10 protein-coding genes are annotated in these 12077 nt (G+C 32.4%); 9 read left to right on the forward strand and 1 reads right to left on the reverse strand.

The annotated features are described in order from the left end of the window. Nucleotides 1-584: 584 nt before the first annotated feature. Nucleotides 585-1502 carry an AraC family transcriptional regulator gene (locus BM057_RS10155; RefSeq protein ID WP_177186236.1) on the reverse strand — a complete coding sequence of 306 codons (918 nt, stop codon included), beginning with the start codon at nt 1500-1502 and terminating at the stop codon, nt 585-587. A gap of 158 nt (nt 1503-1660) precedes the next feature. On the opposite strand from BM057_RS10155, the gene gmd reads away from it, so the two are divergent. From gmd to BM057_RS10200, 9 genes are all read left to right on the forward strand, one after another. Further along, nucleotides 1661-2710 (forward strand): GDP-mannose 4,6-dehydratase, encoded by a 1050-nt coding sequence (gmd, locus tag BM057_RS10160; RefSeq protein WP_092093502.1) that lies wholly within the window; start codon nt 1661-1663, stop codon nt 2708-2710. Between the two features lies 1 nt (nt 2711). Next, nucleotides 2712-3653: a GDP-L-fucose synthase gene (gene fcl, locus BM057_RS10165; RefSeq protein ID WP_092093505.1), complete on the forward strand. Its 942-nt coding sequence runs from the start codon at nt 2712-2714 to the stop codon at nt 3651-3653. Nucleotides 3654-3692: 39 nt separating this feature from the next. Further along, nucleotides 3693-5351, forward strand: a complete 1659-nt coding sequence (locus BM057_RS10170) for a phospho-sugar mutase (protein ID WP_092093508.1) — start codon at nt 3693-3695, stop codon at nt 5349-5351. A 32-nt stretch (nt 5352-5383) separates the two neighbouring features. Continuing rightward, nucleotides 5384-6709 (forward strand): sugar phosphate nucleotidyltransferase, encoded by a 1326-nt coding sequence (locus BM057_RS10175; RefSeq protein ID WP_092093511.1) that lies wholly within the window; start codon nt 5384-5386, stop codon nt 6707-6709. A gap of 154 nt (nt 6710-6863) precedes the next feature. Further along, nucleotides 6864-7976: a glycosyltransferase gene (locus BM057_RS10180; RefSeq protein ID WP_092093513.1), complete on the forward strand. Its 1113-nt coding sequence runs from the start codon at nt 6864-6866 to the stop codon at nt 7974-7976. 87 nt (nt 7977-8063) lie between these two features. Further along, entirely contained in the window at nt 8064-8822 is a 759-nt protein-coding gene (locus BM057_RS10185) for a hypothetical protein (RefSeq protein ID WP_092093516.1), read from the forward strand. Nucleotides 8823-9208: 386 nt separating this feature from the next. Next, nucleotides 9209-10606: an FRG domain-containing protein gene (locus BM057_RS10190; protein WP_092093518.1), complete on the forward strand. Its 1398-nt coding sequence runs from the start codon at nt 9209-9211 to the stop codon at nt 10604-10606. 331 nt (nt 10607-10937) lie between these two features. Continuing rightward, nucleotides 10938-11606, forward strand: coding sequence for a hypothetical protein (locus BM057_RS10195; RefSeq protein WP_092093521.1), 669 nt, complete (start codon nt 10938-10940; stop codon nt 11604-11606). Nucleotides 11607-11699: 93 nt separating this feature from the next. After that, nucleotides 11700-12035 (forward strand): helix-turn-helix domain-containing protein, encoded by a 336-nt coding sequence (locus BM057_RS10200; RefSeq protein WP_092093524.1) that lies wholly within the window; start codon nt 11700-11702, stop codon nt 12033-12035. The last annotated feature ends 42 nt before the right edge of the window (nt 12036-12077 follow it).

Below are 12077 nucleotides of genomic sequence, written 5' to 3' on the forward strand. Positions count from 1 at the left end.
GGAATCGTCGAGCGTTCTCATAGAATAGATGGTGAGCGTTTCTATAGTCGGCATTTGTTTAAATCAGAAGAAGATTTAAAAAAAAACATCGCAGATATAATTCAAGATACAACAATATAGCGAAACAAAATCATAACTTTAAATCGCCCAACCAAGTTGTAGAGGATTATTTTAGAATATTAGATAGCGACTCGGCTGCATAAAGGACTATATAAAAGGAAAAAGATTTGACAACGAGCCTCCGTAAGGAGCGCACCTTGAATCACCTACCAGGAGTAATGGCGGTGCTGGACTATCTTAAGCTCCGTACGCTCATTGTCAAATCGTAGCACGTTTTAACCATACGTTAGCTGGAACAAAATTAAACAGGGATCTATTCGTGTAACAAATGTTTGTGGTTTCTAGACAAGAGAAATGGGGTTCCCCTTGACAAGGATTTACGAAAAGCAAGCGCTATAAGCAAGTGTCTATAAAACAAAAAAACGAACAAATAAAATAAATAACCTATAGTTGTTAAGATTCCTCAGAGTATTTTACGATCAAAAAAATTACCGAGAAAACCTTGGCACTAAAGGGGACTACTTTCACTTTATCCCTCTCCACTTCTTACGGTACTCTGAAGGAGAAAGCTTTTCAACTTTTTGGAATAGCTTGTTGAAATAGCTGTTGTCGTTAATCCCGCATTCTTGTCCTATTTCTTCAATTGATTTATCAGTAAAGCGCAGCAATTCTTTTGCTAAAGTAGTTCTTCTATTGATAATATAGTTATTTATCGTTGTTCCAAAAGTAGTTTTAAATTCTCTAGACATATGATATTTGCTCACATAAAAGTCGTGTGAAAGATTATCAAGAGTAAGTTTTTCTTTAAAATGTTCATCAATGTATTTTTTTATTTGAAAAATTTTTTTAGAGCTACTTTTGACATCATCTCTCATTGACTGTTCAGATATTGTTAGAGACTTTGTAACTAATGTATTTAAAAGATGCGAGGATAATAATTCAGAGTCAGGATTTTCACTTGCAACTGATTCTATTAATTGTAACAAGATTTCTTTTAAAGCAAGAGAGGATTCAGAATGGAAAATTACTGAACCTCTTTTTTTTTGAAATAACTTATAGTAGTTATAGATAAGTGGTCCGTTAAAGTGGACCCAAATCAATTCCCATGGATCAGTTGAGCTGCTTCTATGGGAATATTTTTTTTGACAGTTTATAAATATGATGTCATTGGTTTTTAAATAACTCTTCTTTTCATCATATGTAAAAGTACCTTTTCCAGATAACACTATCATAAAAAGGAAAGAGTCTAAACTTTCTCTTTGGCTAGTATGTGGTTTTAAGCTTTTAAGAGTACCCACTTCTTGGACATACCATAAATTTTCTTTAGCAAAAGCACTGGGAGTAGACAAAATTCGATAAGAATCTGTTACTTCAGAAGCTTCATAGTTTTGAAAAAGATATTCTTGTTGCTCCTGTATTTTACTTTTGTTTTCTTTTTCCAATTTGATAGCCTCCTTTATAGCAAGATAATACCATTTTTCAGCAATTTTTTCCATATCTTCTGTTATGATTTGAGATTATACTATAAAAGTATGTATTTCAAAGAAAAATAAGCATACTTACATAACACTATCAGAGAAATTTTGAGGAGGCATTTGCTTTGAATAAAATAGCATTGATCACAGGTGTTACAGGACAAGATGGGTCATACTTAGCAGAGTTCTTATTAGAAAAAGGATATGAGGTTCATGGTATCGAGCGAAGATCATCAACTGAACGCCATGAAAGAATAGAAGCCTTGAGTTTGAATGAACGGTTCCATCTACATTATGGAGATTTATCTGATTCTTTAAGCATTCACAGAATCATTAGCAAAGTTCAGCCAGATGAAATTTATAACTTGGGAGCACAAAGTCATGTACAAGTTTCTTTTGAAGTACCTGAATATACAGCGGATGTAGACGCAGTTGGAACATTGCGTATCTTAGAGGCAGTTCATCAATTGGGGCTGGAAGAAAAGACGCGTATTTACCAAGCTTCTACTTCAGAGCTTTTTGGAAAAGTACAAGAAGTGCCGCAAAAAGAAACGACACCGTTTTACCCATATTCTCCATATGCAGTTGCTAAACAATACGCTTTCTGGATTGTACGAAACTATCGCGAAGCTTATAATATGTTTGCAGTAAATGGTATTCTGTTCAACCATGAGTCTGAAAGACGTGGCGAAACATTTGTTACGCGAAAGATCACTTTAGCTGCGTCAAGAATTGCTAAAGGTATTCAGGAAAAACTATATTTAGGAAACTTAGATTCATTGCGCGACTGGGGCTATGCTAGAGACTATGTACAATGCATGTGGTTGATGCTTCAACACGACGAACCAGAAGATTTTGTGATTGCTACAGGAGAACAATATTCAGTAAGAGATTTTTCTACACTAGCGTTTAAACATGCTGGGATTGAACTGGTCTGGGAAGGTGAAGGCGTTAATGAAAAAGGGATAGATAAAGCAACTGGTAAAGTGCTGATTGAAGTAAGCCCTGATTTCTTTAGACCAACAGACGTTGTTACCTTATTAGGTGATCCAACAAAAGCTAAAGAGTTGCTTAAGTGGGATCCGCGCCAAACTTCTTTTGAAGAATTAGTTGGTATCATGATGGAACACGATTTAAAATTAGCTGAAAACGAAAAAGTAAGAAAGGGTCTTTAAAATGGAAAAAGATGCAAAAATTTATGTAGCTGGACATAGAGGAATGGTTGGATCAGCCATTCTTCGAAAGTTAGAAGCTGAAGGTTATACCAATATTATTACCCGTACATCTAAGGAATTAGATTTAAGAAGACAAGTAGAGGTAGAAGGTTTCTTTGCTGAAGAAAAACCCGACTATGTATTTGTAGCGGCAGCAAAAGTTGGCGGTATCATGGCAAATAATACTTATCCAGCCGATTTCATGTATGATAATATGATGATTGAAATGAATGTCATCAAGAGCTCTTTTGATAATCAAGTTAAAAAGTTGCTTCTTTTAGGCTCTTCTTGCATCTATCCGCGATTAGCTGAACAGCCAATAAGAGAAGATAGTTTACTAACAGGTGCTTTAGAACAAACTAATGAAGCTTATGCTTTAGCCAAAATTTCAGGACTAAAATACTGTGAATACTTAAATAGACAGTATGAAACAAACTATATCAGTGCTATGCCAACCAACTTATATGGTCCAAATGACAATTACCATCCACAAAATTCTCATGTTCTACCAGCTCTAATTAGACGTTTCCATGAAGCAAAAGCAAAAGGGGATAAAGAAGTTGTTGTATGGGGAACTGGCAAGGTATTGAGAGAGTTCTTATATGTAGATGACTTAGCAGACGCCAGCATATACTTAATGAACAACTATTCTGGAAACGAAACGGTTAATGTAGGAACTGGCAAAGAGTTAACAATTGGTGAACTAGCTCAGTTGGTAAAAAAAGTTGTCGGCTTCGAAGGCGAAATTGTTCATGACACATCAAAACCGGATGGGACACCAAGAAAACTATTAGATGTGACGAAGTTGAATACTATTGGATGGACATACCAAACCGAACTAGAAGACGGTATCAAACTTGCCTATCAAGATTTCTTGACAAGTGATGTTCGTGTAGAAAGATAACTTTTGTTTTTCTATGCTTGAGTGCAAAGGAGATAAAAAATGAATTATAAAGAAAAATATCAACAATGGCTGAACTTCGATGAAAAAACGCGTCATGAGTTGCTGAATATTCATGATGAAAAGGAAATTGAAGATTGCTTTTATAAAGATTTATCCTTTGGTACAGGCGGTTTAAGAGGAGTAATGGGAGCGGGTTCTAACCGAATGAATCAGTATACTGTTCAAAAAGCTACATTAGGACTTGCTCACTATATCAATTCTATGCATGAAAAAAAGAAGAGTATCGTAATTGCTTACGATACTCGCAATCATTCGAAAGAATTTGCAGAAGCAGCAGCTTCAGTATTATGTGCAGAAGGCATCAAAGTGTATTTATTCGAAGATGTCATGCCTACGCCTGTTCTGTCTTTTGCCGTTCGATATTTTAAAGCATCGGCAGGAATTGTGATAACAGCTAGCCATAACCCAAAAGAATATAATGGATATAAAGTTTATAATCAATATGGCGGGCAATTGGTACCTAGTGAGGCAGACCATGTTATTCGTTACATAGAAAAGATTCAAGATTTTAGTTCTATCCCAACTGCTGATCTTGCTGAATGTGAAAGTTCTGACTCTCTAGTATGGATCGGTGAAAAGGTATTAGATTGTTTTATCCAGGAAGTTGCTAAACAGTCTATTGATCAAAATCATTCAAAAAATTTAAAAGTTGTTTACACCCCTTTGCACGGAACAGGAAATATTCCTGTTCGTAAAGCTTTGGATAATTTTTCTGTTTCTGTCGTTAAGGAACAAGAACTGCCAGATGGAGATTTTTCAACTGTACGTTCACCAAATCCAGAAGAACGAGATGCACTGAATTTGGCCATTCAACAAGCAAAAAAAGAAAAAGCAGACATCGTAATTGGAACAGATCCAGATTGCGATCGTATTGGAGTTGCAGTAAGACATGAAGATCAGTATATATTATTAACTGGAAACCAAATTGGTGCTTTATTAGTTGACTTTGTTCTTTCGAGTAAAGAAGTAAATGAAAAATCTACATTGATCAAAACTATCGTTACAAATGATCTAGGTGCAGAAGTTGCACTGGATCATGGATTACATGTACTAAATACTTTGACTGGTTTCAAGTATATTGGAGAAAAGATGACAGAATTTAATCATAACCAAACTCAGGAATTTGTTATGGGTTATGAAGAAAGTTATGGATATTTGGTAGGAACTCATGCCAGAGATAAAGATGCTGTCGTGGCTGCACGTGTGATCTGTGAAATGGCAAGCGTATATAAAGCTAATAAAGAAACTTTAATTGATAGAATAGAAAAGTTATATAGCAAATATGGCTTTTATTTAGATGCCTTAGATTCATTTGTACTAAAAGGAAAAGACGGTGCAGAAAAAATACAAATGCTAATGGCTCAATTAAGAGAGCAACAAAATTCTTTTATACCAAGTACAAAAGCCGTACTTGATTATAGTTCAGGGATAGACAGCTTACCAAAAGAAAATGTTTTGAAGTTTATTCTCTTAGATGATTCTTGGGTAGCTGTTCGTCCTTCTGGAACGGAACCTAAAATTAAAGTTTATTACTCTATTAAAGAGAAAGATAAAGTGAAGGCACAACATAAATTAGATCAAATCAGAGAGAAATTCGAAAGTCTTATTGTTGGAGTTAAAGAAACTATTAGTGTTTAAGATGTAAAAAATTGAAAAGAAAGGTGGTCAATATGAAAATCATTCTATTGTCAGGCGGTTCTGGGAAGCGACTATGGCCTTTGTCAAACGATATTCGTTCAAAACAATTTTTAAAGTTATTAAAGAACGAAAACGGGGAACCAGAATCTATGGTACAAAGAGTCTATAAGCAAATAAAAACAGCTGGAATTGATACAGACATCGTAGTAGCCACGGGAAAGAATCAAGAAGATTCTATTTGCAATCACCTTGGAAATACGGTAGATGTTGTTTTGGAACCAGAACGGAGAGATACTTTTCCTGCAATTGCATTAGCTTCTTCTTATCTCTATTACCAAAAAAGTATGAGCGAAGATGAAGTAATTGTCGTGCTTCCTGTTGATCCATATGCTGAATTAGAATATTTCTCATTGCTCAAAGAAATTGAAAACAAAGTAGCTGCTAGAGAAGCAAATATCGGACTAATGGGCATCAAGCCAACTTATCCATCCGCAAAATACGGTTATATCATTCCTGACAACAAAACCGGACTTGTAAAAGGATTCCAAGAAAAACCAACTGAAGATTATGCGCAGCAGTTAATTGAAAAAGGCGCAATGTGGAATGGTGGAGTATTTGCTTTTAAAGCTGGATATATAATGGATAAGTTAAAACAATATATTTCCTTTAATAGTTTTGCAGAAGTTGAAGAACAATATTCAGTGCTGCCAAAAATCAGTTTTGATTATGAAATTGTGGAAAAAGAATCTGCAATAGCTATGGTTGAATACGATGGCATTTGGAAAGATTTGGGCACCTGGAATACTTTAACAGAAGTCATGGATGATAAAAAAATCGGAAAAGTTCTAATGAGTGGTAGTTGTGAAAACTCGCATATTATAAATGAACTTGATATACCGATTACAGTTTTAGGAGCCAAAAATATGGTGATAGCAGCAAGTCCAGATGGTATATTGGTTTCTGAAAAGCATGAAAGTTCCTATTTAAAAGAATACACAAATGATATCTCTAAGATGCCAAGATATGAAGAATCTGGGTGGGGAGAAGCTAAGGTTCTGGACTATGTTGACTATGAAGATGGTAAGTCGTCATTGACAAAAAGCTTATTTATTAAATCGGGAGAATCTTTAAACTATCAAGAACATGCTGTAAGAGATGAGATTTGGACGATCGTTGATGGAATCGGTGATATTGTTATTGATGACCATGTGCGCAACGTAAGACGAGGCGATGTAGCATATATTATGAAAGGCCAGAAACATTCAATAAAAGCTATAACTGATCTACGTTTAATTGAAGTTCAAATTGGAAATGAGCTAACAGAAAGTGATGTTAAGGAACTTGAGTGGGTCTGGTAAAAAACAGAGCTCTTATCTAATTTCTATTGAAGACAGTGTTGGTGAAAATAACTCACCAACACTTTTTTTAATGACCGATATTTTAGTTTAGTGGTATAATAACAACGGTAAACGTATTAAATATATTGTGCGGGAAAAAGGGGAATAAGTGAGAATGAGGGATAAGTGGATAGCGTTTTATGTGTCCTCTCATGGATTTGGACATATGACACGTAATTTAGCAATAATGGAAGAAATTCTAGAAAAAACAGAAAACTCTATTTACTTAGCTAGTGGGAAATTTCAAAATCAGTTTGCAAAAAGTTACTTAAGTAAATATAAAGATAGAGTTCTTTTTACTGACCTTTGTACCGACGTTGGACTTATCAATCAACAAAATTCTTTGAAAGTAGATGTTAAAAGACTTGAAGAATCTCTGAATAAATTCATAGATAGTTGGGAAGCCGTGGTTGCAGAAGAATATGAGATTTTAAAAAAACTTAGTGTTCATTGTATTATAAATGATGTAAGTCCTATAGGTGCTTTAGTAGGTAAAAAGTTAAAAATAAAAACAATAGGCATTTCTAATTTCACCTGGGTAGAACAATATGAGTTTTTAGGAGTTAGGGAATCGATCATTGAAGCATTTAAAGACGCTTATTCTAATTTAGATATTTTTATGACCTATCCTTTAGCGTTACCGATGACTGAAATGAAAGTTCCTAGTAAAAAAATTGACTTTATTACTCGAAATATTGATTTAGAAAAAATAAATAAAATAAAAGAGAAATATGGCGATAGCATTTTCATTACTTGTGGTAAATCAGCTAGCTTAAAAAGTATTACTATTGAAAATTATAAAGGAACAATTTTTACAACAAGCGGCATTAAGATTTTAGGAAGTTCACGTGTTGTACAGTTACCAGTGAATACTTTAGATACACAGAACTATATTGCAGCGAGTGATGTTGTTATCTCAAAAGCAGGCTGGAGTACAATTTCAGAAGCAGTAACAGCTAAAAGAAATCTTGTTTTAATTGAAAGAGATGATATTTTAGAAGATTCCTATAACATTAGACAATTAAAAAAACAACACTTAGCTATTTCTATAAAAGAAGAAGCACTGAGAAGATTGGACATGCAGGAGATTGAACTACAGTGTAAGCAGGACATTAAACAAGAAGAGAATGAATTGTACCAAAAAGAAAATAGTGGAATATTGGAAGAGTTAGGGATATTCAAGGAGTGTTCGAGAAGCAAGTGGGATTTTAAAGAACCTTCCCAATAAACTCAATTGCTTTTGGGAAACGAATGAATATAATTAATACGATAATTGTATATAAGAAAAAAATTTAAAAGTAAGGAGAAATGATAATTGAACAAATGTTTTTATATTACTCCAATAGGCGATAAAAAATCTTCACAGTATGAAAAATTAGAAGGTTTAGAAGAAAATGTCTTAAAACCTATACTAAAAGAACTAGAGTACGAAATAGAAATAGCCCATACTATAGATTCTCCAGGCTCTATAACGGATCAGATTTTTGAAAGAATTGTTAATTCAGAATTAGTTATTGTAAATTTAACTGGGTTGAATCCTAATGTTATGTATGAATTAGCAGTCCGGCATTCTTTTGGAAAGCCTTGTATAATGATTTGTGAAAGCGACACTAAACTTCCTTTCGATTTGCTTGCTGATAGAACAATTTTTTATGAAGATACTATCAAAGGATCTGGAGAGTTAAAAAATGAATTAAAGAAAAAAATACAATCGGCAAATGAGTCAGAATTAGATAATCCTGTTACTAGGGCAGTTTCTAAAGCGAAAGTAATGGAGGCTACTCAAAGTGACCCTCTTAAAGTCGTTTTATCAGAAATAGATTCATTAGGTAGAAGATTAGAAAAAATAGAATTTAATTCTAATAGAATGTACAAAACAGATGCAACTTTAATAGAAAGTAATGCAAAACAAAAGAGAAGAGAAATAGCTTATATTGAATTATTTGAGAGATTATCAAGTGACTTAGGTAGAAAAGCTACACCTGAAGAAATTGCAAAAGAACTTGGCATTTCTTATAAATTATCAGCAAACTTATACTTGAAGTTAATAGACAGCAGAGACTACCATTCTTGATTATCAAGTTCAAGATAGATTAAGCTTAAACAGTTGTAAGCCAAGATTCACTTTAGGGTGTTAAATTGTTAGAAAATTGTTAAAAAAATCATTTGCTCATTATTATACATTTAGAAGACACTTATAGCAAACTAAAGAATTTGAATAAAATTATTCAGTTTATAAAGCTATATCATAAGGGTCTTTTGTTGTCTCTGCTGATAGTTATAGCAAAAATATTCAAAAACGCATTAAGAATTTGAAACATACAAGTTGAAGTTTACTAATACTTATAAGAGCCTTGAAAATTGTAAATATTATTCTTAAGTTACTCCCTAGTCTTGGAAAACGAAAGATTTAATGTTTCGCCAAGTGAATAAAACTAAATTATAGAAAAGAGATAAAAAATGAAAGTAGAAGAAGCAATAAGAAAAATAGAGAGTGAAATATCATACAATGGAATCGTATGCATTGATGATTTTATTATTCAACATGAAGTAGAAGATACAGTAACTAGTAATCACGATGAAAGTACTAAAGAGCTTATCAAAACTAAGGATTTTATTGACAACTATTTAAGAAATAACGAACAGTTAAATGAAAATAAATTCGAGATTAAAAGTTATGAGAAAATTGTTGAGAATTCTTCTCCAGTAGCAAAAAGTGGAAGAAAAAAGAGCCAAATAGAAGTATTATCAAATATTCCTCAGAAGTACTATTTAATAAGAAAAAATATTGAAATTAGAATTATAAACGATATATTTTTTCTCTTAGAAAATTTTCATACAAAAAATAAAAATGAAGCTCTGAGTAAAGTAGCACATTACAAAAGTGAAATACAAACTGACAAACAACGTATTTCGCGGATGCATAAAATAGAAGAAATAGAAATTGAAACAGAAGAAGTATTCGCTGAATTTAAAAATAATATGAAAGAATTCTATTATAGAGGTCATGATAGTGTTAATTACACACTTTTACCAAGCATTTGTAGAAATAACTGGGGAATTCATGAAAGCGAAATATACTATGAAATTCTTTCGACTTCTCCTCAAGATTTTTCTTCAATCAGTAGACATATAGATATATTAAGAAAAATGCAACATTACGGAACGCCTACTAGGTTATTAGATATTACTTCAAATCCCTTAGTTGGATTATACTTTGCAGTATCTCAGAATGATAAATATGATGGAGAGTTTATAATATTTAATGAGAATCATAAAGATATAAAAACAAATTTTAGTGATACTATAGAAATTTTATGTTCTTTATCCACTCAGAGTAAAGATCAAAAAAATGAATTATATAAGGATGTTATAGATTATAAGGAAAAAATGAATTCATCTAATAAGAAAGAGAAAATTATAGAAGATTTTAATAAGAAAAATGCTGTTAAGTTGCTACTGCATGAAATAAGGCAAACTGTAGGTGATTTTGAACCTATCATTAATCCACAAGATTTAACAAAAAGTTTTTTTATAAGACCCTTTTTGGATAATGAGAGGATAGTTCGTCAAAGTGGTGCTTTTATTGTTACCTCGTTAGATTCATCAGAAAGCAAGCAAGACGACTTAAGATATAAATCAGTTAAAGATTCTATAGAAAAATTTAGATATAAAGAAAAATACTCAGAAAATGAGAAAGAAAGTAAAGAAGAAAATCATTATATAAGATACATTATTCCGTCAGTATATAAAGAACAAATAAGAGCAGATTTATCTGTTCTTGGAATTAATGAGCAATATTTATTTCCTGATTTACAAACAATTTCTAATTACATTAAAAAACAATATTTTAAGTAATTTTGCTTATGTTGCAATAAGATTTTAATGCTTCAATGCTAAAATTTATAATGATAAATGGAAGGCTTATCCAAGACCATTATTAAAAACTATTATAAGAATAAGCGTAAAAACAAAGATGACCTAAAGAAATAGTTATCTTTTCCAAAAAATTCTGAAGCGCAAAAGATTATTCAAAGTTTTGGTATCTATGTAAAAAATGTTATTGGATCGTGCACTGAAGCTATTCTTGTTCGTTATTAATTTTATGCTCCTCTAGTATAAATCTTTGTCTTAACTTCTTGAATTTTATTAATATAATTGAGAAAGTACTGTAGTGAAAGGTGATAGGATGGTTAGATATAATGATTATCAAGAAACCTCAAAACAATTAAAAAAAATTGACCATAATAAGAATAACTATTTAATTATTCATTATTCTTGTGAAAGCTTTTATGATAATAACAATGGGAAAAGTCCAAGAATTACATCAATAGCAGTAAGAAAATTAGATGATGGACAAACTGATCTTTTTGCAATTCATAAAATTGCTGAAATCAAAAAAATTAACTTTATAGATATTGATACAGCATACAATAAATTAGGGAAGGAGATGTTAAAGCGATTTTTCATATTTGTAGAAAAAAATTCGCATAAAAATTGGATTCATTGGAACATGAGAGATTCGAATTATGGATTTAAAGCAATTGAACATCGTTACGAAGTTCTTGGAGGTAAACCAACAATTATTCCAGATGAAAAAAAGATTGACTTAGCTAAATTCTTTTCTCAGCGTTTTACTAAAGGATATGCTAGTCATCCACGTATAGAAAGTCTTATTAAAATGAATAATATTAAACCTAAAGACTTTTTATCTGGAAAAGATGAAGCACAAGCTTTTAAAGAAAAAAACTTCGTAAAACTAAGTATGTCTACCGCTTCAAAAGTTGATATATTTTCCAATTTTCTCACTTTGGCTATTGAAAATAAGTTAGTTACTAAGACACCAAAAAAAGGTTAGTTGTAAAATGAAATGCATAAAGAAAAAAATATAAAAAAGCCATGTAGATACGGTATACTTTAAAGCGACGAAACCAAAGTAAGGAGTATCTACATGACCAATAACCATTCTAACACAAAACGCAAACAGGCTAAACACTTATCTGATATCCAACGCGGGAGACTCGAAGAAATGGCTAAAGAAGGAAAACTGAGCCAGACAAAAATGGCGTTGGAACTGGGAGTAGATCAGTCAACCGTCTCCCGCGAATTAAGACGTGGAAAAGTCCGCCAAATGGCTTATGACCGCTCTTATTACGAATGCTATTCGGCAGAAGCCGGCTCACGTGTTTATAAGGAAAATAGAACACGATCCCATGCCAAAGACTTCCAGCATAAGTATTCAGAAGCGTTTTTCAAAAAAAATGCCGAAAGCTATCCAATCTGCTAAAAACGATCCGCGAAAACAGAGCGTCGATACGTTTGTTCATAC

It is taken from the genome of Pisciglobus halotolerans (genome assembly GCF_900113675.1).
Taxonomy (GTDB): domain Bacteria; phylum Bacillota; class Bacilli; order Lactobacillales; family Carnobacteriaceae; genus Pisciglobus; species Pisciglobus halotolerans.

Excerpts from the sequence above, each read along its gene's own strand:
- BM057_RS10190 (WP_092093518.1), top strand. The coding sequence starts at position 9,209 with ATGAAAGTAGAAGAAGCAATAAGAAAAATAGAGAGTGAAATATCATAC.
- fcl (WP_092093505.1), top strand. The coding sequence starts at position 2,712 with ATGGAAAAAGATGCAAAAATTTATGTAGCTGGACATAGAGGAATGGTT.
- BM057_RS10180 (WP_092093513.1), top strand. The coding sequence starts at position 6,864 with ATGAGGGATAAGTGGATAGCGTTTTATGTGTCCTCTCATGGATTTGGA.
- BM057_RS10175 (WP_092093511.1), top strand. The coding sequence starts at position 5,384 with ATGAAAATCATTCTATTGTCAGGCGGTTCTGGGAAGCGACTATGGCCT.
- BM057_RS10200 (WP_092093524.1), top strand. The coding sequence starts at position 11,700 with ATGACCAATAACCATTCTAACACAAAACGCAAACAGGCTAAACACTTA.
- BM057_RS10195 (WP_092093521.1), top strand. The coding sequence starts at position 10,938 with ATGGTTAGATATAATGATTATCAAGAAACCTCAAAACAATTAAAAAAA.
- BM057_RS10170 (WP_092093508.1), top strand. The coding sequence starts at position 3,693 with ATGAATTATAAAGAAAAATATCAACAATGGCTGAACTTCGATGAAAAA.